Source organism: Stenotrophomonas maltophilia, from assembly GCF_002799155.1.
GTDB lineage: Bacteria > Pseudomonadota > Gammaproteobacteria > Xanthomonadales > Xanthomonadaceae > Stenotrophomonas > Stenotrophomonas maltophilia_R.
The window spans coordinates 931876-955376 of the sequence record NZ_NERD01000002.1; the positions used below are offsets into that span (position 1 = coordinate 931876).

Sequence of the window (23501 nt, forward strand, 5' to 3'; positions counted from 1 at the left end):
GTCAGAACCCGAAGATTTCCTTGCCCAGCGCGAACACCGGTACGGCGGCCAGGACGCCGTCGACCCGGTCGAGCACACCGCCATGGCCCGGGATCAGGTGGCCCGAGTCCTTGGCGCCGGCGTGGCGCTTGATCAGGCTCTCGAACAGGTCGCCCAGCACCGAGGCGAACACGGCCACCACCGCGGTGATCAGCAACCCCGGCAGGTGTGCGGTATCGAGACCGGCCAGCCAGCCCAGGCCGAGGGCCACCGCGACACCGGCCAGCAGGCCGCCGAACAGGCCTTCCCAGGTCTTGTTGGGGCTGATCCGCGGGGCCAGCTTGTGCTTGCCGAAATGGCGGCCGGCGAAATAGGCGCCCGAGTCGGCCGCCCACACCAGTGCCAGCGCAGCCAGCAGCCACAGGTGGCCCTGCCTGCCCGGCGGATCGCCACCGGCATGGATCAGTACCAGTGCGGCCCAGGCCGGGACGATGGCCAGGGTACCGGCCAGCATCTTCAGGATCCGCGAGGGCGCCGACGGTTGTGCGCCGAAGTTGAAGAAACGCAGCCAGACCAGTGCGGCCAGCCACCAGGCAACGCCGGCCAGGGTGGTTATCTGGAACAGCACCAACGTACTGCCATCGGCCCAGACCAGCAGCACCATCAGCAGCAGGTTCAGCACCAGCAGCACGGTGCGCGCCAGGGTGTCTTCGATACCGGCCAGCTTCAGCCATTCCCACAGGCCGATCAGCAGCACCGCGGCGGCGGCGGCGGCCAGCCATTGCGTGGGCAGCAGCAGGATCGCAGCAATGGCAACCGGCGCCATGATCAGCGCGGCAAGGACTCGGGTCTTGGTCATGGGCTGGAAGTCTCGGTGGCCAGTGCGGCGATCTGGGCGCTGGTCAGGCCGAAACGACGTTCGCGGCCGGCATAGGCGTCCAGCGCCTGCTGCAGCTGCCCGGCATCGAAGTCCGGCCACAGGGCCTCGGTGAACCACAGCTCGGTATAGGCCAGCTGCCACAGCAGGAAGTTGCTGATGCGGGTGTCGCCGCCGGTGCGGATGAACAGATCCGGCGGCGGCAGGTCGGCCAGGGCCACCTGGCTGCCCAGCAGCGATTCGTCGATCTGCTCGGGCAACAGGCGACCGGCTGCCACCTCGGCGGCCAGGGCGCGCGCGGCACGGGCAATGTCCTGGCGGCCGCCATAGCTGGCGGCGATCGACAGGGTCAGGGTGGTGTTGTCGGCGGTGCGCTGCTCGGCCAGCTGCATGCGGCTGACCAGCCCGGCGCCGAAGCGCTCGCGTTCGCCGATGAAGCGCACGCGCACGCCGCGCCGGTGCAGCTCGTCCACTTCGCGGTCGAGCGCGCCGAGGAAGAGCTTCATCAACGCATCCACTTCCTCCTGCGGCCGGCCCCAGTTCTCGCTGGAGAAGGCGAACAGGGTCAGCGCCGGAATGCCCAGTTCAAGGCAGCGCTCGATGGTGCGGTTGACCGCGCGCGCGCCGGCACGGTGGCCGATCACGCGCGGGCGACGGCGCTGCTGTGCCCAGCGCCCATTGCCGTCCATGATGATGGCAATGTGGCGGGGCAGGGCGGCCGGCAACGGAGGCGGGGCTGAAGGCATCGACTTCAGACCGAAAGCAGTTCTTTTTCCTTGTCGGCAACGACCTTGTCGACGTCCTTGATGTTGGCGTCGGTCAGCTTCTGGATGTCGTCTTCGCCGCGCTTCTTCTCGTCTTCGCTGATCGCCTTGTCCTTGACCAGCTTGGCGATTTCCTTGTTCGCGTCCTGACGGATGTTGCGGATCGCGATCTTGGCGCCTTCACCTTCCTTCTGCACCTGCTTGGCCAGCTCCTTGCGGCGCTCTTCGGTCGGCGGCGGCATGTTGATGCGGATCGCGGTGCCGAGGGTGTTCGGGGTGAACTCGGCATTGTAGAGCCCCTTTTCGATCTCCTTGATCATGCTCTTGTCGAACGGGGTGACCAGCAGCGAGTGCGCGTCGGCGTTGGAGATCGACGCAACCTGGTTCAGCGGGGTGCTGGCGTTGCCATAGGCACTGACCGTCACGCGGTCCAGCAGGGCCGGCGTGGCACGCCCGGTCCGGATGGAAGTGAGGGTGTGCTTCAGAGCGTCGATGCTCTTGGCCATGCGCGTCTGCGCGTTGTTCTTGATGTCGTTGAGCATCGCCCGGTCCTGGATGTATCTGGAATCGGGCGATTATAGGCGAATACGGGACGCTGCCGGGCCTGAATCGGCCCGGACGTCGCTTTGCGCTCAGCCTCAGGCCGGGTCGCGGCCCTGGACCAGGGTGCCGATGTTCGCGCCGTTGAGGATCTTCAGCAGTTCGCCGGGTTGGCCCATGTCGAACACGCGCATCGGCAGGTCGCTGTCGCGGGCCAGTGCGAAGGCCGCGGTGTCCATCACTTCCAGGCCGCGGCGGATCACTTCGTCGTAGCTCAGGCTGTCGAAGCGGACCGCATCGCTGTGCTTGTTCGGGTCCTTGTCGTACACGCCATCGACCTTGGTGGCCTTCAGCAGCAGGTCGGCGCCGATCTCGATCGCGCGCAGGGCGGCGCCGGAATCGGTGGTGAAGAACGGGCTGCCGACGCCGGCAGCGAAGATCACCAGGCGGCCCTTTTCCAGGTGGCGGATGGCGCGGCGGCGGATGTAGTCCTCGCACACGTCGTTGATCTTGATCGCGCTCATCACGCGCGCCTTGGCGCCCAGCTTCTCCAGGGCGTCCTGCATGGCCAGGGCGTTGATGACCGTGGCCAGCATGCCCATCTGGTCGCCGGTGACCCGGTCCATGCCGCCAGCGGCCAGGCCGGCGCCGCGGAAGATGTTGCCACCACCGATCACCAGCGCCACTTCGGCACCGGCCTGCTGGGCTTCGATGACTTCACGGGCCAGGCGATTGATGACTTTCGGGTCGATGCCGTAGTCCTCGTCTCCCATCAGCGCCTCCCCGGACAGTTTCAGAAGGATGCGGCGATAGGCGAGCTTGGACATGGGGACCTCGGGTGCGTGGAAATCGCGGGCGATTCTACGCGCATGCGGCGTCGTGCCAAAGTGTTTTGTGCACTGCGGCGCAGAATCCGGCGGTTCGCCCGGGTCAACGGGCGTCCCGTTCAGCCCAGCTCGGCGCTGGCGGTGGCCGACAGCTCGTCGTGGCCGAGGGCGCCCGGTGAGCGGGCGATCACCCGGTTGCGGCCCAGGTTCTTGGAGCGGTAGAGCACATCGTCGGCCGCACGCAGCAGGTCCTGTACGTCGGCGAAGCGCTCGTAGCCACCCTGGGTGGCCACGCCTGCGGAGAAGGTGACGAACAGCGGCCCGCCTTCCAGTTCGGCCATCGGCGTGGCGACGATGTTGGCCAGCACCCGGCGGATCACGTCCAGGGCCACCGATTCACTGGTATTGGGCAGTAGCGCGACGAATTCCTCGCCGCCGAATCGGGCGACGGTGTCGCTGTTGCGCAGCTGTCCCTGCAGCTTGCCGGCGAAGGCGCGCAGCACCTCGTCGCCGGTCAGGTGGCCGTGGGCGTCGTTGATCTTCTTGAAGTCATCCAGGTCGATGAAGGCCACCGACAGCGGCCAGCCCTGGCGGCCGGCGCGCAGGAATTCCTGCTCCAGCACCGCTTCCAGCTGGCGTCGGTTGAGCACGCCGGTCAACGCGTCGCGATGGGCCTGGTCGGCGAGGCGCTTGGCGCGCGCTTCGAACTCGTCGGCGCGGCGGCGTGCCTGGTCGGCATCCTGCAGTTCGCGCAGGTTGCGCAGGGTGGCCAGCTCCTGCGCGTGATCGATCAGCTCGCGCACCCGCGATGGTGAATTGAGGCCGGCATCGAACAGGCTGGCGATGTCCGGCAGGGCCTCGCTGATGCGGGCCAGTACCTGGTCGAAGCGCGCGCTGTCCAGTTCCAGGCGGTCGTGCACCTGCTGCAGGGCGCGCTCGCGCGCGGCATCGGCGTCGGCATCCAGCCAGATGTCGGCCACGGCGCCGGACAGCTGCACGCAGGCCTGGAACGGCGATTCGGCGGTGTCCTCGTCCTCGCTGTGGCTGATGCTCTCGACCAGGTAGCGCGGCAGGCCCCATTGCTCGGCCACCCATGCGCCGACCTCGGCGTGGCTGCAGCCCAGTTCTTCGCGCTCGCGGGCGACCAGGTCGATGTTGTCGCGTGCCTCGCGCAACAGCGGCAGGTAGCGTTCCGACTCGGCCTGGGCCAGGCACAGCACGCCCAGGTCCTGCAGCAGGCCGGCCAGCATCAGTTCCTCCAGCCGGCGCAGGCCGCGCGCCTGGCCCAGCTGGCTGGCGGCCAGGGCGCTGAGGATGCTGCGCTTCCACGCGCGCTGGCGCAGGTCCTGGTCGGCGCCGGTGCCGCCGGTCAGGCCCTGGGTGACGGTGAAGCCGAGGGCGAGGCTGATCGTGGCGTTCAGGCCCAGCATGGTCAGCGCCTGGCCGAGGTTCTCGATGCGGCGGCGGCTGGCGTACAGCGGCGAATTGGCGATGCGCAGCATGCGAGCGCTCAGCGCCATGTCGATGGCGATGATGTCGGCGGCGGTGGCGATGTCCGCTTCCGGGTCCTGGGCCAGTTCGATGATGCGCAGGGCAATACCGGGTGGCGAAGGCAGGTTGCGGCAGAGTGCCAGGGCAGCTGTCAGCTCGGGAGGCATGTCGGGTCGTTCAATTCCATTGGGACAAGAATACCTAGGAATGCATCACAGTCCGCGATTTTCGTTCCTGCTAGGTGACTGTGGATTCCCTGCGCCGAGTATCGGCTTGATTCGCGCGCAACGCAAAGCGCCTGGGTGTCGCTGTGCGCACCAACGGACGCTGTGCGCACCCACGGTGCGCACCCACAGGCCCACCGGCATAAAAAAAGAGCCGCGGTTTCCCGCGGCTCCTTCTGGTCGCTTCACAGCCGGAGGGCTGGAATCAGACCTGCATCGCCTTGGCAACTTCGGCGGCGTAGTCTTCCACCACCTTCTCGATGCCTTCGCCGACGACCAGCAGCTTGAAGCCTGCCACGTCGGCGCCAGCGGCCTTGACGACCTGCTCGACGCTGGTGTCGCCCAGCACGTAGGTCTGGCCGTACAGGGTCACGTCGCTGACGATCTTGTTGATCTTGCCAGCCATGATCTTTTCCAGGATTTCAGCCGGCTTGGCCTTGTCCTTGTCGGACATCTTGGCCAGCTCGATTTCCTTTTCCTTGGCGATGTACTCGGCCGGCACGTCGGCCGCCTTGTTGTGCGGCGGCTTCAGCGCAGCCACGTGCATCGCCAGGCCGCGGGCCAGTTCGACGTCGCCGCCGATCAGGTCGACCAGCACGCCAACCTTGCCGTTGGTGTGGACGTAGGCACCGATGTTGCCGGTGGTGTCGACCTTCACCATGCGGCGGATCTGGATGTTCTCACCCAGGGTCTGCACGGCGGTGGCGCGGGCTTCCTCGACGGTACGGCCGTCGGCCAGCTTGGCGGCCTTCACGGCTTCGACGTCGGTGGCGCCCGATGCCAGGGCGGCAGCGGCGACGGCGTCGACGAAGGTCTTGAAGTTGACGTCGTTGGCAACGAAGTCGGTTTCCGAGTTGATCTCGATCAGCACGGCCTTGCCGCCGTCCTGGGCCAGGCCCACGCGGCCTTCAGCGGCCACACGGTCAGCCTTCTTGTCGGCCTTGGCAGCGCCGGACTTGCGCATGGCTTCAGCAGCAGCGTCGATGTCGCCGTTGGCTTCGGTGAGAGCCTTCTTGCACTCCATCATGCCGGCGCCGGTGCGCTCGCGCAGTTCCTTGACCAGGGAAGCAGTGATTTCCACGGGATTACCTCACGAAAGAAAGGGGTTGGGCCGGCATGGTGGCCGGCCCGTGTGACACGGTCCTGTCACGCGCCAAGGGCTGCGCGCAGGGAGGGTGGACGCCGGGCGTCCACCCCGGGGCCTGGATCAGGCCTGGGCGTCGTCGCCCTTCTTGGCAGCCTTCTTGGCCGGAGCGCGGCGGGCCGGCTTCTCTTCGCCTTCAGCAGCGGCTTCAGCGAACTCTTCCTCGCGCACCGAAGCGGCGTGCGGCGCAGCGGCCTTGCCTTCCAGCACGGCGTCGGCAGCGGCGCGGGCGTACAGCTGCACAGCGCGGATGGCGTCGTCGTTGCCCGGGATGGCGTAGTCCACCAGTTCCGGGTTGTAGTTGGTGTCGACCACGGCGATGACCGGGATGCCCAGCTTCTTGGCTTCCTTGATCGCGATGTCTTCGTGGCCGATGTCGATCACGAAGATGGCGTCCGGCAGGCGGTTCATGTCCTTGATGCCGCCCAGCGAGGCTTCCAGCTTGTCGCGCTCGCGACGCAGGCCCAGCACTTCGTGCTTGACCAGCTTCTCGAAGGTGCCGTCGGTTTCACCGGCTTCCAGTTCCTTCAGGCGGGCAACCGACTGCTTGACGGTGCGGAAGTTGGTCAGGGTGCCGCCCAGCCAACGCTGGTTCATGAACGGCATGCCGCAACGCTCGGCTTCTTCCTTGATGGTTTCGCGGGCGCTGCGCTTGGTGCCCAGGAACAGGACGGTGCCGCGCTTCTGGGCAACCGACGAGATGAAGTTCATCGCGTCGTTGAACAGCGGGACGGTCTTTTCCAGGTTGATGATGTGGATCTTGCCGCGGGCGCCGAAGATGTACGGAGCCATCTTCGGGTTCCAGTAGCGGGTCTGGTGGCCGAAGTGGACGCCGGCTTCCAGCATCTGACGCATGGTGACCTGGGGCATTGCAATACTCCTGATATGGAACCAGCGATTCCGCCCGCGGGATTAGGTATGCGGGACGCGTGGAAACGCGATCGGTTCCGGGGTTGGGCTTCCCTGTTGCCTCCGTGGCCGAACTCCTTGCGGAGCACCCCGGCACGGATGGGGGCAGCAGGTGTGGATTCACCGGTGACGTCCGGTGTGGACGGGTTCCCGCGCACGCAGGCAGCAGGAATCCGGACGATTATAGCCCGCTGCGAGCGCTCGCTGCAATTGCCGGGTCCGGCGCGGTCAGTTCGACCACGCGGCCGTCCTGCAGGCGGGCCTGGAAATGGCCGTCGGCGTAGCCTCCGGCCCGCGCCGGCAAGGGCCACAGGCGCTGTCGGCCCGGCAGCACGTAACCGGCCAGGCCGGCAATCACCGGGTGGTGCTGCCCCCCGGCATCGATGAACACCAGATCGGCCAGCTGCGCATGGCCATTGCCGGCATTGTAGAGCCACAACCGGGGCGGCTGTCCGGCCTCCGCCTGCAGTTTCACCTGGAGGGCGGCGGCCAGCGGTGCAGGCGGATCAAGGAACACCGGCAGCGAGTAGCGGATGGCGGATGCGGCCTGCGGGCCGGGCGTCGGGCTGATCACCAGCCGGTAGGCCTGCTGCGCGGCGACGGGCGCCGGACGCAACCGGACCACCCGCAGCCGTTGCCGCTGCCCCGCGCCGATCTGCAGCCGGCCCGGGCTGAGCGCGACCCCGTCTGCGGGCAGCAACCGTTCACCCGCGCCCTGCTGCTCCCAACGGTACAGCCGCGCCTCACCGCTCCAGGCCGCCGCCTCCGGATTGCGCAGCCACAGCTCGCCATCGGCCTGGGTGGCCGGCAGCCGCAGCCGGGTGCTGGACAGTTCCAGCGCCGCTACGGTGTGCGCCGGCACCGCCAGCGCGAGCGCGAGACAGAGCCGGCGCAGCATCAGTAGGTCACCGTCACCGTGCGCTGTGCGGCCTCGTCCGCCGACAGTGCCGGCGACAACGCCTGGACCTGCGGCGGCACCGTTTCGGCGGCGTCGCTGCGTTGCTGGGGCGGTGGCGCGGCGCGCGGGTCGGTGATCTGCAGGGTGATGGCCAGGCCAGCCTGCGCGGGCGCATCGGCCGCCTGCGCGGAGGCGATGCACGATGACGCGGCGCAGGCCAGCGCGAGGAGGGAACGCAGGTGCATCATGGGCCGGTGGAAGGAGACGCTGGCGGTATCGGCCGCTGCGGTCCGATCTGAAGCACGCCAGGGCGCAGGCCGGCCGCTCAGTAGGTGATGGTGACCGTGACGGTGTCGGTATAGGCGCCGGGCGGCGTGAGCGTTGCGCTGGTGGGGGCGACCCGTCCGTAGATGGTCAGGGTCTGCGCCGATCCGGTGCCGGTGCCGGGCACGGTGCTGGTGTTGAGCACGTTGCCCCAGCGCACGGTGCGCGCGGCGTCCTGGTACAGCTCGTACGGGACGGTGGCGCCGGTGCTGCCGATGCGCATGCGCCGGTTGCCGCTGCCATCGGCATTGCTGCCGTTGTTCAGTCCCACCTGGAAGGGGCTGCGGTTGACGCAGGTCAGGCTGAACACGGCGGTGCGGTCGATGTTGGCCGTCACCGCGCCGGTGCTGATGCCGAAATCCATCGGTGCAGTCACATAGGTGCCACAGGCCGGGTTGACCGTGGCGTTGGCAACCACCGACATCGTCGCCGTGATCAGGCCGGAATTGCCGGTCACGGTGGGCGGGGCGGTCGTGCAGTTGGCCGGGTAGGCCGGGGTGCCCAGCACCGGCTCGTTGTAGGCGTACTGGAAGGTGGCGGCCAGGGTGCTGGTGAACGTGCCGGCCGACAGCACCTGGTTGGCGGGGTAGCGGCCATACAGGGTGACCGTGCCGGCGCCGGAGCCGCCCAGCGCGGGAACCGAGTACTGCATCTGGTACATGGCCCACGCCGGGCTGCTGGCGCTGCTGCTGCCGATCACGGTGGTACGGGTGGAATTGCTGTAGATCTGATAGTTGAGGCGGTCGCCGAAGGTATTGGCGAACGTGCGCGAGGGGGTGATGGTGGTGCCGCCGGTACCGGCCGGCAGGCCCACGCAGAAGGTCACCCGGACATTGGCCAGCAGCGCGACCGCACCGGTGGTGCAGTTGATGGTGAAGGTGGTGGTGGTATCGACCTGGCCGTTGGACACCGGGCCGAACGACAGCGTGGGGCTGGTCAGCGAGCAGCTGGTGGCAGCCTGGGCCGGCAGTGCGAGGCTGCCCAGCCACAGCGCCAGCAGCAGGCCGAGCACGCGGGTCATGGCTGCGGCTCCGGCAGGCAGCGCACCGGTGCAAGCCGACGCACGCCCGCCTCGGGCCGTTGTACCTGCACCCGGCAGCGGCCCTGTTCGCTGTCGATGAGCAGCGTGGCCGCATCGGCGCTGAACTCCAGCCATGCCTGGCCATCGTGGCCCACCACGGTCGGCGTCACCCCGTCGCCCTGCACCCGGGCACCCAGCGGCAGCGGCTGGCCCTGGGCGTCGAGCAGGGTGGCCAGCGCGCCGCGCGACTGGCGCAGGGTGAAGTCCACGCGCATGCCTGCGCCCTGGCGCGGCGTGGCCAGGGTCTCCACCTGGTCGGCGCGCAGGTCGGCCGGCAGGCCCAGGGTGTCGATGGTCAGGCGGTTGCGCTGCCACGACAGCAGCGGGGTGACCAGCAGCAGGCCCTTGGCATCGGTCACGCCGATCGGCCGGTTCTCAAGCAGGACCGGCACGCCGGGGCGCCCGGTGGACACTACTGCGAACGCGTCCGGGACCTCGCGGGCGGCGAACACGCTGCCGGCCATCCAGACCAGGCTGCCGCTGGCATTGGCATAGGCGAAGGTCTGGCCACTGTCGCGCGAGACGCCGGCCGAGTAGCGGCCATGGGTGCCCAGCGCGCCGATTTCGGCCAGTCCGCCACCATCATCGCGGGCCTGCAGCCGCCAGCCCGGGCCGCCGCGGCCGCCGTCGCCGGGCACCGGCCGCATCACCTCGGCGCTGGCGTAGTGGCGGTCGCCATTGCGCTGGGCCGACAGGCTGGCCTGGCGGTCTTCGCCCAGGCGGGTGCCCAGCGACAGGTAGACACTGCGATTGCGGCGCCGGTCGATGTCCTGGGTGGCAGACAGGTAGGCGTTCCAGCGGCCGAAGGCGCGCGACCAGAACAGGCTGAGGTAGCGGCTGCGGCTGAACGGCAGTGCCTGCGGCGGCGCCGGTTGTGGGGCGTCGAGCAGCGGCTGCGGCTGGTCCAGGCGCAGGTAGCTGATGCTGAACGACCCCAGCTGCTGCAGGTCGACGCCGAACGAGGCCTGCTCGCTGATCCGTGGCGGCACGCTGTCCTGCAGGCTGCCGAGGTCGCGGTAGTCGCCGTGGGTGCGGCGGCTGGCGAGATTGACGTTGAAGCGGCGGTTGTTCCAGTTGTAGCCCAGCCCGTACTGGCGCCCGCTGCGCGGTCCGTCGCGGCTTTCGCTCCAGTTGGCACTGAGCACGCCGGCCTGACCGAGCAGCCAGGCGCCACCGAGGCCGGCATTGACGATTCCGCCGCCACCTTCGGCGTGGGCCTCGGCGGTGAAGCGGTTGCTCACGCCGCGGCGCAGGGTGGCGCTGGCCACGGTATCGGTGTCATAGCGGAACGAGCGGATGCCATAGTCACGGCGCAGGCGGCCAACGCCGGCCGACCAGTCCGACAGGCCTGCGGCGAGCAGCTGCTGGGTGCCGTAGAAGGCGAAATCCAGGGTCTGCATGCGGCCGAAGGCATCGGTGACCACGACCTGGGCGCTGCCGGTGCCGCTGATGCCGGGTTGCGCCGCCAGCTGGAACGGCCCCACCGGGACCTGGCCGCTGTACTGGCGCAGGCCGTCGATGTACAGCTCCACGCTGGACGGCACCACCGCTTCGCCAAGGAAGGCCGGCGTCGGTGTCAGGACACGGTAGGGTTGCAGGCCATAGTTGCGGCCGATCTGCACGCCGGCCATGCGCGCCGGGCGCGTCCACTCCAGGAAGCCACTGTAGAAGTCGCCCACGGTCAGGCTCAGGGCCTGATCAGGCAGGTCCAGCCGCCAGCTGGTGTCCAGCCGTACCGACTCCTGCCGCCAGCCTTCGCCGGGCAGCTGGTAGCTGCGCATCATCGCCGTGTTGCGCAGGCTGCCGTTGCCGAAGCCGAACACGCGCAGGTCACTGTTGAGGCTGACATTGCCCAGGCCGTTGCTGTGGCTGGCGTAGAGGTCGTAGTTGAGCGCCATGCCGGGCGATGCCTGGGCGACGGCGTCGGCTTCCGCGGTCCTGCCCAGCTGCGTGACCGGCAGCTGCAGCTGCTGCAGCGGCACCTGCAGATCCAGTACCTGCAGGCTGGCGTCGTAGTGCACCACCAGCTGCGCGATCTGGTCCAGGTAGACCGGCGCGTCTCCCTTCACCGGGAAGCCGAGCTGGCGCAGGGTCGCTGCCGGCGCCTGCAGACGCCCGGCCAGTTCATGGAACAGCAGCAGGCCACGCCGCGCCTGGTTCAGCGTGGTGTCCAGGTACAGCGCCTGCGGCGCGGTCAGCGGGGTCGGCGCCGGCAGCGATGCCTCGGCGGCGATATCGGCGCCCGGCGCGCTCAGGGCACGGCTGGCCGCGTGCGCGGAGACGGAAGCCAGGCCGGTGCAGCAGGCCAGCACGCAGGCCTCAGCGAGCCGGCGGCGTTGCAGGCAGGGGCGTAAGCTGCGACCCACCATTGATCCTCGCGCTGAAGGTGCCGCTGGCCAGGCCTGCCGGCGCCTGCGGCAGGGTCCAGCGCATGGTCTGCCCGGGCAGCACATAGCCGACCAGACCCGGCAGCAGGGGGGTGCTGCGCCCGCCGATGGCTACGGCGAGGTCGGCAATCTGGGCCTGGCCGTTGCCACGGTTGTGCACTTCCAGCGTGGCCGGGCCGGCATCTGCCGCGAGCAGCCGCGCCTGCAGCTGCGGCGCCGGTGCATCGCCTTCGGGCTGCACGAACAGGGGAATCGAGTAGCGCAGCACGAACTGCATGCCCTGCCGTGCCGGGTCGTAGACCGGTATCTCATCGACGATCACCCGGAACGCCTGCTGCCCGGCCGCTGGGCCCGGGTCGGTACGGACCAGTCGTATCAGCTGGCGCTGGCCGGCGGCCAGCGACTGCATCGGGGGGCTGGGCAGCAGCGCATCGCTGGGTTCCAGCTGGTCGCGGCCGTCGACCTGTTGCCAGCGGTAGATGCGGACCTGCACCTGCACCGGCTCGGTACCGCTGTTGCTGATCCACAGCGCCTCGGCGTTCTGGCCGGGGCGCAGCTCGAACTGGGTCGGCGAAACCTGCAGGCTGGCCGCCAGGCAGACGGCCGGCAGCAGCGCGAACGCGCTCAACGCCAGCCGCAGCAACCGGCGCACAGGGGGCAGTGGCATCGGCACGCCCTCAGTAGGTGATGGTGGCGGTGATGGTGTCCTGGTAGGAACCGGGTGCGGCGTTGTTGACGCTGGGGTTGGCCACCTGCCCGTAGACCTGGTAGACCTGGTTGGCGCCGGTGCCGGTGCCGGCCACCGTGTTGGTGCCGGTGGTCGCGCCCCAGACCGTGTTGTGTCCGGAGTCCTGGTAGAGCTGGTAGCCGACGAAGTTGTTGGCGGTCACCGCCGAATCGGTATTGCGCATGCGCCGGGTGGTGACGTCGCCGGCCGTGGCCGGGTTGAGGCCGGCATTGAGCGCGATGGTGTAGGGCGTGGTGACGCTGCACTGCGCGGTGACCGTGCCCTGCGCGTTCAGCGGCGTGGTCGAGCTGGAATCGGCATTGCCGAAGTTGACGTTGGTGGCCGATGCCGCGGTGATCGTGCAGGCCTTGTTGATGGTCAGCAGCACGTTGAAGGTGACGGTATCGGCGGCGGAGGCGGGGCCTGCCACCAGCAGGGCCAGGGCCCAGGCCAGCGGGGAACGAACGGCGGATCGCATGGACAACCTCCCTGACCCGAAGGTCCGTTGAACAGAGCGAAGACAGCGCATTCAGCGCCGCATTTACGTCGGTGACCCCAGCTTAGGCAGCGCAAGTGTCTGTATTTCGTGAGAAAGAGGGAACCTAAAGGGTGGAGGTCATCACGCTTTCACTTTCCTTGCCGGAAGCGCGCATGGCCCGCAACGCCAGTTGGGTGGCGTTCGTTCAGATTGCGGCCGGATCGGCGATAATGGGTGCCATGAGCGTGAATCTGAAAACCCCGCAGGAAATCGAGATGATGCGTATCGCCGGCCGCCTGGCCAGCGAAGTGCTCGACATCGTCACCCCCCACGTCAAGCCCGGTGTCACCACCGAGGAACTGGACCGCATCTGCCACGACCACATCGTGAACGTGCAGGGCGCCATTCCGGCCAACGTCGGCTACCGCGGCTTCCCCAAGACCGTGTGCACCTCGGTCAACAATGTCATCTGCCACGGCATCCCCAGCGAAGGGAAGGTGCTCAAGGATGGCGACATCATCAACATCGACGTCACCGTCATCAAGGACGGCTGGCATGGCGACACCAGCCGGATGTACTTCGTCGGCACCCCGTCGGTGATGGCACGCCGCCTGGTGGAAACCACCTACGAGGCCATGTGGCGCGGCATCCGCGCGGTGCGCCCGGGCGCCACCTTGGGCGACATCGGCCATGCCATCCAGAGCTATGCCGAAGGCGAGCGTTTCAGCGTGGTGCGCGAGTACTGCGGCCACGGCATCGGCAAGGTCTACCACGACGAGCCGCAGGTAGTGCACTACGGCCGCCCGGGCCAGGGCCTGGTGCTGCAGCCGGGCATGACCTTCACCATCGAGCCGATGATCAACGAGGGCACCCGCTACAACAAGGTGCTGCCGGATGGCTGGACCGTGGTGACCAAGGACCGCAAGCTGTCGGCGCAGTGGGAGCACATGATCGCGGTCACCGAGACCGGCGTGGACGTGCTGACCCTGTCGCCAGGCGAGTCGCAGGTCTCCTGAGGATGCTGCCGGCGAGTTCGCTGCTGGACACGCCGGCCGCGTCGCTGAACGACCCGGACTGGGCTGCTGCCGCGCGCCAGGCGCTGCAGCAGGCCGACGCGCGCCTGTATCGCCGCTTCGACCAGGGCGACAACATCGAGCGCCTGCTGGCGCTGCGCGCGCGCGCAGCCGACCACCTGATCCGCTTGGCGTGGCAGCGCTGCCTGCCGGCCGACAGCGGCCTGTCGCTGTTCGCGGTCGGTGGCTATGGCCGCGGCGAACTGTTCCCGTGTTCTGACATCGACCTGCTGGTGTTCGGCGATCCGCCGGCGCAGCTGGCTCATGAGGCGGCACTGGCACGCCTGTTCGCACTGCTGTGGGACTGTGGGCTGGCGGTCAGCCATGCGGTGCGTTCGGCGCCGCAGTGCCGCGAGGCGGCGGCTGACCAGACCGTGCTGACCGCACTGATCGAGGCGCGCCCGATCCTGGCCGATGATGCCGCGCGCCGCGCGCTGCGCGAGGCCATCGACGACCGTGAGCTGTGGCCGGCGCGCACCTTTTTCCTGGCCAAACTGGAAGAGATGCGCAACCGCCACCAGCGCTTTGGCGATACCGCCGACAACCTGGAGCCGGACCTGAAGGATGGCCCGGGCGGCCTGCGCGATCTCAATACGCTGGGCTGGATGGCGCTGCGTGCATTTGGCGTGCGTGACCTGGATGCACTGGTCGGGCTGGGCCATCTGGGCGCTGACGAAGCTGCGGCGTTGAAGCGCGAACGTGCAGTGCTGGCGCGGTTGCGCTTCGGCCTGCATCTGGTCGCGCGTCGTCCGGAAGAGCGCCTGCGTTTCGATTACCAGAAGACCCTGGCCGCGCGTCTGGGCTTCGAAGACGATGCCGAGAACCTCGGCGTCGAGAAAATGATGCAGGGCTTCTACCGCGCCGCGCTGGTGGTGCGCCGGATCAGCGACCGCCTGCTGCAGCGCTTCGAGGAACAGTTCGATGGCGAGGCCCAGCCGGAACCGTTGACCGTGGGTTTTTCCCTGCGCCGTGGCTACCTGGCTGCCAACGAGGCCGACTGGCCGCGTGGCGACATCGGCCAGGTGTTTGCACTGTTTTCCAGCTGGGCCAACAACCCGCAGGTGCGCGGCCTGCACTCGCTGACCGCGCGTGCGCTGGCCGAGTCGCTGCCGCTGCTGCCGGCCCATGACCAGGCCGACACCGATGCGCGCGAGCAGTTCCTGGGCCTGCTGCGCGGCCAGCGTCCGGTTGATACGCTTTCGCGCATGGCGCGGCTGGGCGTGCTTGGCCAGTGGATTCCCGCCTTCGCCCAGGTCAGCGGGCGCATGCAGTTCGACCTGTTCCATGTCTACACGGTCGACCAGCACACGCTGATGGTCCTGCGCAACATCGGCCAGTTTGCCAGCAGCCGCGCCGACGAACGCTTTTCGATCGCGCACGAAGTGTGGCCGCGCCTGCGCAAGCCGGAGCTGCTGCTGCTGGCCGGCCTGTTCCATGACATCGCCAAGGGCCGTGGTGGCGATCACTCGGAGCTGGGGGCGGTGGACGCGCGTGCGTTCTGCCAGGCGCATGCGCTCAGTGGCACCGATACCGAGCTGGTGGCATGGCTGGTCGAACAGCACCTGCGCATGTCGGTGACCGCGCAGAAGCAGGACATCGCCGATCCGGTGGTGATCCATCGCTTCGCCACCCTGGTCGGCAGCCGCGACCGCCTGGACTACCTGTACCTGCTGACCTGTGCCGATATCGCTGGCACCAGCCCGAAACTGTGGAATGCCTGGAAGGATCGACTGCTGGCCGATCTGTACTTCGCCACCCGGCGCGCGCTGCGCGAGGGCCTGGAGCACCCGGTACCGGCTGCCGAGCGCGTGGCCGAGGCGCGTGACAGCGTACGCGCGCTGGTGCGCGAGCAGGGCTACGACGATGCCACCATCGACCGTCAGTTCGCGGTGATGCCTGATGAGGGCTTCATCCGCCTGCGCCCGGAGCAGCTGGCCTGGCAGGCCGCCGCACTGGTACCGGTGAAGCAGGGCCAGGTGCTGGTGAAGGTACGCCGGATCAGCGTCGACGACCCGGCGCTGGAAGTGTTCGTGCATTCGCCCGACCGCGACGGCCTGTTCGCCGCGATCGTGATGACCCTGGACCGCAAGGGCTACGGCATCCATCGCGCACGCGTGCTGGACGGTCCGGCCGACACCATCTTCGATACCTTCGAGGTGAACCCGGCCGACACCTTCGCCGACGGCAGCAGCGCCAACCTGGAAACGGCCCTGCGCGAGGCACTCAGCGGTGACCTGTCGCGCCTGCGGCCGTCACGCCGGGTGGTGCCGCGGCAGCTGCGGCACTTCCGCTTCGCCCCGCGCATCGAGTTCCGCGATGAGCCGGGCGCAACCCGATTCGCCCTGGTCGCACCCGACCGCCCCGGCCTGCTGGCCGACGTGGCGTTCGTGCTGCGCAACCAGGGCCTGCGCGTGCATGATGCGCGCATTGCCACGTTCGGCGAACGCGCCGAAGACACCTTCGTGATCAGTGACGAACACGACCTCCCCCTGACTGAACCTGCCCGGCAGCAGCTGCATGACGCGATGCTGGCCTGCCTGGACCCTGATCGAAACGCCGGAGACCCCGCCTGATGGCCACCAAGCCCGCCAAGAAGACCGCCGCGACCCCGAAGAGCGCAGCGGCCCGGAAACCTGCTGCCGCCGCACCGGCCGCGAAGAAGACCCCTGCGCCGAAGAAGGCCGCTGCGGTGAAGGCCCCGGCGAAGAAAACGGCTGCAGTGAAGCGTGCTGTGAAGAAGCCGGCGCCGGCCAGGAGCGCCGAAGCGGTCCGCGCCGAAACCATCGCGCGCAAATCGCTGCGCAAGCCGTCGGCACCGGGCGTGGAAGAGCTGAAGTTCGGCATCGAGAGCGCCTTCGAGCGCCGTGCCACCTTGACCCTGCACGAACTGGAAGGCTCGACCAAGCCGCTGGTCAATCGCGTGATCGATGGCCTGGAGAGTGGTGAGTTCCGCGTCGCCGAGCCGGATGGCCAAGGCGGCTGGAAGGTCAACGAGTGGCTGAAGAAGGCGGTGCTGCTGTACTTCCGCGTCAATGACATGGCGGTGGTCGACGCCCGTCCGGCGCCGTTCTGGGACAAGGTCGAGTCGCGCTTCGCAGGCTATGACGAAGCGAAGTTCCGTCGTGGCGGCGTGCGCGTGGTGCCGGGCGCGATCGCCCGCCGCGGTACCTACTTCGGCAAGGACGTGGTGCTGATGCCGAGCTTCACCAACATCGGCGCCTACGTCGGCGAAGGCACCATGGTCGACACCTGGGCCACCGTCGGTTCCTGCGCGCAGATCGGCCAGCACTGCCACCTGTCCGGCGGCGCCGGCATCGGCGGCGTGCTGGAACCGCTGCAGGCCAGCCCGACCATCATCGAGGACCACTGCTTCATCGGTGCGCGCTCCGAAGTGGTGGAGGGCGTGGTGGTCGGCCATCACAGCGTGATCGGCATGGGCGTGTTCCTCAGCCAGAGCACCCGCATCTACAACCGTGCCACCGGCGAGATCACCTACGGCTACATCCCGCCGTACAGCGTGGTGGTGTCCGGCTCGCTGCCGAGCAAGGACGGCACCCACTCGTTGTATTGCGCGGTGATCGTCAAGCAGGTCGATGCCAAGACCCGCAGCAAGACCAGCGTCAACGACCTGCTGCGCGGCCTGGCCGACTGAAGATGGCGGCACCGGCGGATCTGGCGCAGTCCGCGATCTACCAGCATCCGTCCGGCACCGTGCTCGGTCGGATGCTGCCGCGCCTGCTGCACGCTCCGCGCTGGACCCGGTTGCGCCGCGGGTTGTTGCGGCGCTGGCCGATGCCGGGGCTGGTCAGCGATGTGGTGGACGTGGTCTACGTGAGCTGGTGGGTCGACGTGCGCCACGCGCCGACGCCACCACCGGGCCATCATTACGTGGTCCATGCCGGACGCACGCCTTACACCATCCTCAGCTACCAGCACGGGCACTTCGGGCCCGCGCTGGCGGGGCTGCTGCGCTCCCTGATGCCGTCTCCCAGGCAGAGCAACTGGCGCTGGTACCTGCGTCGTGACGACGATCCGGACGGGACGCCGGTGGTGCTGTTCGATCGCAACGTGATGGACCAGCTGGCCTTCGTCGCCGGCGCGCGCGCCTTCAGCGATGCCATGCAGCCGCACCTGTCCGCGCACTTCGAGCACGGGGTGCGCGCCGATGGCGATGGGTACACCCTGATCGAAGGCGGGCAGGGCAGTGCGCCAGCACTTCACCTGCAGTGGCAGGCTGCTGCAGGCTGGGACGCGGGGGCGTGGACGGCTTCCTTCGGCGGCCATCAAACCCTGCTGCGCTTCCTGACCTGCCAGGACGAGGCCATCGCCCGTACCTGCGACCAGCGCTGGGCCAGCACCCGCATCGCGCTGCCGGTGGACATCGCGCAGCTGCAACCGCTGCAGCTGGAAGGCGAGCTGCATTGCCCGCGGTTGCAGGCGATGGGCGTGAACCTGGCCGATGGACTGGCGTTCCGCCTGCCAGCGGTTCCGTTCCGGGTCGTGTCAGAGCGCCTGTTGTGAGATTCTGGCTGTCTGTTTTCCAGCATCACAGATGGCCATGAGCACCACTGTCTACGGTTTGAAGAACTGCGATACCTGCAAGAAGGCGACCAAGTGGCTGGACCGCTTCGGCGTGCCGTACACCTTCGTCGACTACCGCGACAACACGCCCGGCCCGGAAACGCTGCTGGCGTGGGCGGCGCAGCTGGGTGGCCTGGCCGCGATGGTCAACAAGTCCTCCACCACCTGGCGGCAGCTGCCGGACAACCGCAAGGCCGCCGACTCCGAGGCCGAATGGAAGCTGCTGCTGCGCGAGTACCCGCAACTGATCAAGCGCCCGCTGGTGGTCACCGCCGACGGCACGGTCAGCCAGGGTTTCAGTGACAACGGCTTCAAGGCCCGCTTCGGCGTGGGTGACGCATGAGCGCGGTCCTCGACCTGACCTGCGAGCTGATCGCACGGCCCTCGGTGACGCCGGAGGATGCCGGTTGCCAGGCGCTGCTGGCAGCCCGCCTGCAGCAGGCCGGGTTCCAGTGCGACCACCTGCGGCTGGGTGAGGTCGACAACCTGTGGGCGACCCACGGCCAGGGCGCGCCGGTACTGGTGTTGCTGGGCCATACCGACGTGGTGCCGGCGGGCCCGCGCGAGGCCTGGACCAGCGACCCGTTCGCGCCGCAGATCCGTGATGGCGTGCTGTACGGCCGTGGTACCGCCGACATGAAGGGCAGCGTGGCGGCGTTCGTGGTGGCCGCCGAGCAGTTCGTCGCCGCACATCCCGATCACCCCGGCACGCTGGCGGTGCTGCTGACCAGCGACGAGGAGGGCGATGCCATCGATGGCGTGCGCCACGTCGCACGGCTGTTCGCCGAGCGCGGCCAGCGCATCGACTGGTGCATCACCGGCGAGCCGTCGTCGACCGCGACGCTGGGTGACCTGCTGCGCGTAGGTCGCCGTGGCAGCCTGTCGGCCAAGCTGCGCGTGCAGGGCGTGCAGGGCCACGTGGCGTATCCGGAGAAGGCACGCAACCCGATCCACCAGGCGGCGCCAGCCTTGGCCGAGCTGAGTGCACGGCGCTGGGATGACGGCTACGAGAGTTTCCCGCCGACCAGCCTGCAGATCTCCAACATCCATGCCGGGACCGGTGCCAACAATGTGATTCCCGGCGAGCTGGAGGTGGATTTCAACATCCGCTACAACCCGCACTGGGATGCACCGAAGCTGGAAGCGGAGATCACCGCGCTGCTGGATCGGCATGGCCTGCAGTACACGCTGAAGTGGCATCGCAGCGGCGAGCCGTTCTACACCCCGGAAGGCACGTTGCGCGCCACCGCGCGTGCGGTGCTGGCCGAGCACATCGGTCGTGCGCCGGAAGAAAGCACCGGCGGCGGCACGTCCGATGCACGCTTCATCGCGCCGTTGGGCGCGCAGTGCATCGAAGTGGGGCCGGTCAACGCCAGCATCCACCAGGTGGACGAGAACGTGCGCGTGGACGATCTGGAGGCGTTGCCAGGGCTGTACCAGCGGCTGGTGGAACGGCTGCTGGCGTGAGGTTGGTGGGTGCCGACCGTTGGTCGGCACACCGCCCGCCGGCACTGCTCCCTGAAAGAATGAAGAACGGCGGCCTGATCGCTTTTTCCCAGTAGCTGGGCGCCGCCATGCAGAAGTGCTGAGCTTCGGCCCGGGCGAACCCGTGCTCACCGGCGTGCTGATACAGCTGAAACGCATGCGCCGGATCACGCGGTAGCCCCACGACCTTCTCGAGCAGCGCGCCCAGGTCCACCTGCGCTTCGGGAAGTGGTTGCCAACGCAACGGTTGCGCCGTGCTGGAAACCGGGGTAGGGTCGTTTCCATGTCGATCCGCCTGGCCACCGCCGTCAACAACAACCGCAATAATCTGCGCGCGAATAATCGTGCGCGGCCGATGCGGGACTGCGCCCTGGGCAGATAGACAGCAACATACGCCCGGACACCAGAAAACCCGCATCGGTCGATGCGGGTTTTTTTGTGCCCGGGCGCAGCCCCACCCGGGCCTGGATGGCCGGTCGAACACCTCCCACCCGTGAAATCCCCCAACAGGAGCCCCCCCCCCCATGTGTTCGATCTTCGGAATCTTCGGCCTGCAGGCCGGTGACGATCTTCCCGCCCTGCGCCGCCATGCGCTGGAACTGTCGCAGCGCCAGCGCCACCGCGGCCCGGACTGGAGCGGCGTGTACCTCGACGAAGGTGCGCTGCTGGTCCACGAGCGGCTGGCCATCGTCGACCCGGCTGGTGGCTCGCAGCCGCTGCTGTCGGCCGATGGCCGGCTGGCACTGGCGGTCAACGGCGAGATCTACAACCACCAGGCATTGAAGGCGGCGCTGACCACCGCCTACGACTTCCAGACCGGCTCGGACTGTGAGGTGATCAACGCGCTGTACCGCCAGGGTGGTTCGCCGGCGCAGTGGCTGGAACAGCTCAATGGCATCTTCGCCTTCGCGCTGTGGGACCGTGACAGCGGGCGCGTGCTGGTGGCGCGCGACCCGGTGGGCGTGGTGCCCTTGTACTGGGGCCACGATGCCCAGGGGCGCCTGCGCGTCGCGTCGGAAATGAAGGCGCTGGTCGATACCTGTGCCGACGTCGCGCAATTCCCGCCGGGCCATTATTTCGACAGTGCCAGTGGTGAGCTGGTGCGCTATTACCAGCAGCCGTGGCGCGACTATGCCGACGTGCAGGGCCGCCAGGCCGACCTGGCCGAGCTGCGCCAGGCGTTCGAGCATGCGGTGGAGCGCCAGCTGATGAGCGACGTGCCGTACGGCGTGCTGCTGTCCGGTGGCCTCGATTCGTCGCTGGTGGCGGCCGTTGCCGCGCGCTATGCGCGTCGCCGCATCGAGGATGGCGGGCAGACCGAAGCCTGGTGGCCGCGCCTGCACTCGTTCGCGATCGGCTTGAAGGGCTCGCCCGACCTGGCCGCCGCTGCGATCGCCGCCGAAGCGCTGGGCACCGTGCATCACGGTTTCGAGTACACCTTCGAGGAAGGCCTCGATGCGCTGCCGGAAGTGATCCGCCACATCGAGACCTACGACGTCACCACCATCCGCGCATCGACGCCGATGTTCCTGCTGGCGCGGCGGATCAAGGCGATGGGCGTGAAGATGGTGCTCTCGGGCGAAGGCAGCGACGAGATCTTCGGTGGCTACCTGTACTTCCACAAGGCACCGGATGCGCGTGAATTCCACGATGAGCTGGTGCGCAAGCTCGACGCTCTGCACAACTACGACTGCCTGCGCGCCAACAAGTCGATGATGGCCTGGGGCGTGGAGCCACGCGTGCCGTTCCTCGACCGGGAGTTCCTTGATGTGGCGATGCGCTTCGATGCCGCGCACAAGATGGTCGGTGCCGGCTTTGGTGGCCGCCGCATCGAGAAGGCGGTGCTGCGTGAGGCCTTCGACGGCTACCTGCCTGACAGCATCCTGTGGCGGCAGAAGGAGCAGTTCAGCGATGGCGTTGGCTACGGCTGGATCGATGGGCTGAAGGCGCATGCCGAAGCGCAGGTGAGCGATCGCGTACTGGCGGCGGCCGACAAGCGCTTCCCGCACAACCCGCCGCAGACCAAGGAGGCGTATTACTACCGCCACCTGTTCGAGCAGTTCTTCCCGAGCCGTGCGGCTGCCGAAACCGTGCCGGGCGGCAAGTCGATCGCCTGCTCGTCGCCGGCGGCGATTGCCTGGGATGCCAGCTTCGCCGCCGCTGCAGATCCGTCGGGTCGCGCGATCGCCGGCGTGCACGCGCAGGCACTGGCTTAAGCGCCGAAAAGGGGACGGAGGGGATCAAGTCGTTTGTGCCTCAAATGACTTGATCCCCTCCGTCCCCATTTTCGTATCATCGCTCCCTGCACATTGGGGAATGTTCATGGACGTACGGACCGGGGGCCAGGCGCCGCCGATCAAGTGGGGATGGCGCTACCTGGCCTGGGCCGGGGTGCCCTTGCTGGCCGGCGTGCTGCTGGCGCGGTATGCCGGGCCGGCGGCGCCTGAGGCGGTTGCCCGCGCCACGGCTGCGGCTGAAGGCCGCTGGGTGCAGCATCTGGCGTCACCGCTGGCCCTGTTCCTGCTGCAACTGCTGGTGCTGCTGCTGGTGGCAAAGGGCGCGGGCGCACTGCTCAAGCGCCTCGGCCAGCCTGCCGTGATCTGCGAGATGGCCGCTGGCCTGATGATGGGGCCGCTGGTGCTCGGCAGCCTGGTGCCGCAGCTGCATGGCGCCTTGTTCCCGGCCAGTTCTCTGGGGCCGCTGAGCATGCTCAGCCAGTTGGGCGTGCTGATGTTCCTGCTGGTGGCCGGTGCCGAGCTGGACCTGGCGGCGCTGCGTGGCCGCCGGCGCTTTGCCTTCACGGTCAGCCATGCCGGCATTGCAGTGCCGTTCGCGCTTGGCGTGGCGCTGGCCATCTGGCTGTATCCGCAACACGGTCCGCAGGGTGTGGGCTTTACCGCATTCGCGTTGTTCGTCGGCATCTCGATGAGCATTACCGCGTTTCCCGTGCTGCTGCGCATCCTTGCCGACCGCGGTATCACGCAGACGCCGCTGGGTCAGACCGCCATCGCTTGCGCGGCATTGGGCGATGCCACGGCATGGTGCCTGCTGGCATTGATCGTGGCGGCTGCGCAGGCCAGCGGCTGGTTGCCGGCCAGCCTGAACCTGCTGTGCGTGGTGGCGTTCGTGGCGTTGATGCTGGGGCTGGTGAAGCCATGGTTCGCGCGCCAGCAGATTGCGCCGGGCCGTGAGGGGCGCTGGCTGCTTGGCATCCTGCTGCTGTCGCTGGGCAGTGCGCTGGTCACCGAAATGCTGGGCATCCACGCGCTGTTCGGCGCGTTCGCCGCGGGCGTCGCGGTATCGTCCAACGCGAATCTGCGCGACCTGCTGATGGCCCGGGTCGAACCGTTCGCGGTGACCCTGCTGCTGCCGTTGTTCTTCGCCATGACCGGGCTGCGCATGCGCGCCGATGCGCTGCAGGCCAGCGACATCGTGTTGTGCGTGGTGGTGATCGTGGTGGCCGCGGCCGGCAAGCTGCTGGGTACCTTCAGTGCGGCGCGCAGTGCGGGCATGCCATCGCGCGAAGCGTGGCGGCTGGGTGTGCTGATGAACACCCGTGGCCTGATGGAGCTGATCGTGCTCAACCTGGGCTACGAACTGGGCCTGCTCGGCGACCGCCTGTTCGCGGTGCTGGTGATCATGGCGCTGGTGACCACGGCGATGACCGGGCCGCTGCTGGGCCTGATCGAGCGGCGTAGAGGCTGACCGTGCT

General features: G+C 68.3%; 21 protein-coding genes. 8 read left to right on the forward strand and 13 right to left on the reverse strand.

Features of this window, described 5'->3' with window-relative positions:
- Position 1: 1 nt before the first annotated feature.
- The 13 genes from B9Y82_RS04830 to B9Y82_RS04890 all read right to left on the reverse strand — a co-directional run bounded on the left by B9Y82_RS04830 (position 2) and on the right by B9Y82_RS04890 (position 12650).
- Entirely contained in the window at positions 2-838 is an 837-nt protein-coding gene (locus B9Y82_RS04830) for a phosphatidate cytidylyltransferase (protein WP_100471756.1), read from the reverse strand.
- The gene (uppS, locus tag B9Y82_RS04835; protein WP_100471757.1) at positions 835-1602 is read right to left on the reverse strand and encodes a polyprenyl diphosphate synthase; all 768 of its coding nucleotides are present in this window, start codon (positions 1600-1602) and stop codon (positions 835-837) included. The genes B9Y82_RS04830 and uppS overlap by 4 nt, the downstream gene beginning before the upstream one ends.
- 5 nt (positions 1603-1607) lie before the next feature.
- The gene (frr, locus tag B9Y82_RS04840) at positions 1608-2162 is read right to left on the reverse strand and encodes a ribosome recycling factor (protein ID WP_014036506.1); all 555 of its coding nucleotides are present in this window, start codon (positions 2160-2162) and stop codon (positions 1608-1610) included.
- A gap of 96 nt (positions 2163-2258) precedes the next feature.
- Complete coding sequence (gene pyrH, locus B9Y82_RS04845; protein ID WP_014646500.1) at positions 2259-2987, reverse strand: UMP kinase; 729 nt, start codon at positions 2985-2987, stop codon at positions 2259-2261.
- 119 nt (positions 2988-3106) lie between these two features.
- Positions 3107-4645, reverse strand: a complete 1539-nt coding sequence (locus B9Y82_RS04850; RefSeq protein WP_100471758.1) for a GGDEF domain-containing protein — start codon at positions 4643-4645, stop codon at positions 3107-3109.
- Positions 4646-4907: 262 nt separating this feature from the next.
- Entirely contained in the window at positions 4908-5783 is an 876-nt protein-coding gene (gene tsf / locus B9Y82_RS04855) for a translation elongation factor Ts (RefSeq protein ID WP_100471759.1), read from the reverse strand.
- Between the two features lie 126 nt (positions 5784-5909).
- A complete protein-coding gene (rpsB, locus tag B9Y82_RS04860; RefSeq protein ID WP_005408748.1) occupies positions 5910-6716 on the reverse strand; it encodes a 30S ribosomal protein S2 in 807 nt (268 codons plus the stop codon).
- A gap of 220 nt (positions 6717-6936) precedes the next feature.
- On the reverse strand, positions 6937-7653 hold the full coding sequence (locus B9Y82_RS04865; RefSeq protein WP_100471760.1) for a fimbrial biogenesis chaperone: 717 nt from the start codon (positions 7651-7653) through the stop codon (positions 6937-6939).
- Positions 7653-7901 (reverse strand): hypothetical protein, encoded by a 249-nt coding sequence (locus tag B9Y82_RS04870; RefSeq protein ID WP_100471761.1) that lies wholly within the window; start codon positions 7899-7901, stop codon positions 7653-7655. Before B9Y82_RS04870 ends, B9Y82_RS04865 begins: the two co-directional genes overlap by 1 nt.
- Before the next feature lie 77 nt (positions 7902-7978).
- Positions 7979-8998 carry a Csu type fimbrial protein gene (locus B9Y82_RS04875; RefSeq protein WP_100471762.1) on the reverse strand — a complete coding sequence of 340 codons (1020 nt, stop codon included), beginning with the start codon at positions 8996-8998 and terminating at the stop codon, positions 7979-7981.
- The gene (locus B9Y82_RS04880) at positions 8995-11427 is read right to left on the reverse strand and encodes a fimbria/pilus outer membrane usher protein (protein ID WP_100471763.1); all 2433 of its coding nucleotides are present in this window, start codon (positions 11425-11427) and stop codon (positions 8995-8997) included. Before B9Y82_RS04880 ends, B9Y82_RS04875 begins: the two co-directional genes overlap by 4 nt.
- The gene (locus B9Y82_RS04885) at positions 11378-12118 is read right to left on the reverse strand and encodes a fimbrial biogenesis chaperone (RefSeq protein ID WP_428993168.1); all 741 of its coding nucleotides are present in this window, start codon (positions 12116-12118) and stop codon (positions 11378-11380) included. The genes B9Y82_RS04880 and B9Y82_RS04885 overlap by 50 nt, the downstream gene beginning before the upstream one ends.
- A gap of 4 nt (positions 12119-12122) precedes the next feature.
- Positions 12123-12650 carry a Csu type fimbrial protein gene (locus B9Y82_RS04890; protein WP_100471765.1) on the reverse strand — a complete coding sequence of 176 codons (528 nt, stop codon included), beginning with the start codon at positions 12648-12650 and terminating at the stop codon, positions 12123-12125.
- Positions 12651-12823: 173 nt separating this feature from the next.
- Here B9Y82_RS04890 and map point away from each other — a divergent pair, with 173 nt between their 5' ends.
- The 8 genes from map (at position 12824) to B9Y82_RS04935 (ending at position 23494) form a co-directional block, all read left to right on the forward strand.
- Complete coding sequence (gene map / locus B9Y82_RS04895; RefSeq protein ID WP_087922002.1) at positions 12824-13666, forward strand: type I methionyl aminopeptidase; 843 nt, start codon at positions 12824-12826, stop codon at positions 13664-13666.
- A 2-nt stretch (positions 13667-13668) separates the two neighbouring features.
- Positions 13669-16296 (forward strand): [protein-PII] uridylyltransferase, encoded by a 2628-nt coding sequence (locus tag B9Y82_RS04900; RefSeq protein WP_100471766.1) that lies wholly within the window; start codon positions 13669-13671, stop codon positions 16294-16296.
- Entirely contained in the window at positions 16296-17375 is a 1080-nt protein-coding gene (gene dapD / locus B9Y82_RS04905) for a 2,3,4,5-tetrahydropyridine-2,6-dicarboxylate N-succinyltransferase (RefSeq protein ID WP_100471767.1), read from the forward strand. The genes B9Y82_RS04900 and dapD overlap by 1 nt, the downstream gene beginning before the upstream one ends.
- 2 nt (positions 17376-17377) lie before the next feature.
- Positions 17378-18244 carry a hypothetical protein gene (locus B9Y82_RS04910; protein WP_100471768.1) on the forward strand — a complete coding sequence of 289 codons (867 nt, stop codon included), beginning with the start codon at positions 17378-17380 and terminating at the stop codon, positions 18242-18244.
- A gap of 31 nt (positions 18245-18275) precedes the next feature.
- A complete protein-coding gene (locus B9Y82_RS04915; protein WP_202908115.1) occupies positions 18276-18647 on the forward strand; it encodes an arsenate reductase in 372 nt (123 codons plus the stop codon).
- Complete coding sequence (gene dapE / locus B9Y82_RS04920; RefSeq protein ID WP_100471769.1) at positions 18644-19771, forward strand: succinyl-diaminopimelate desuccinylase; 1128 nt, start codon at positions 18644-18646, stop codon at positions 19769-19771. The genes B9Y82_RS04915 and dapE overlap by 4 nt, the downstream gene beginning before the upstream one ends.
- A 542-nt stretch (positions 19772-20313) precedes the next feature.
- The gene (gene asnB / locus B9Y82_RS04930) at positions 20314-22005 is read left to right on the forward strand and encodes an asparagine synthase B (RefSeq protein WP_100471770.1); all 1692 of its coding nucleotides are present in this window, start codon (positions 20314-20316) and stop codon (positions 22003-22005) included.
- Positions 22006-22105: 100 nt separating this feature from the next.
- The gene (locus B9Y82_RS04935; protein WP_100471771.1) at positions 22106-23494 is read left to right on the forward strand and encodes a cation:proton antiporter; all 1389 of its coding nucleotides are present in this window, start codon (positions 22106-22108) and stop codon (positions 23492-23494) included.
- The last annotated feature ends 7 nt before the right edge of the window (positions 23495-23501 follow it).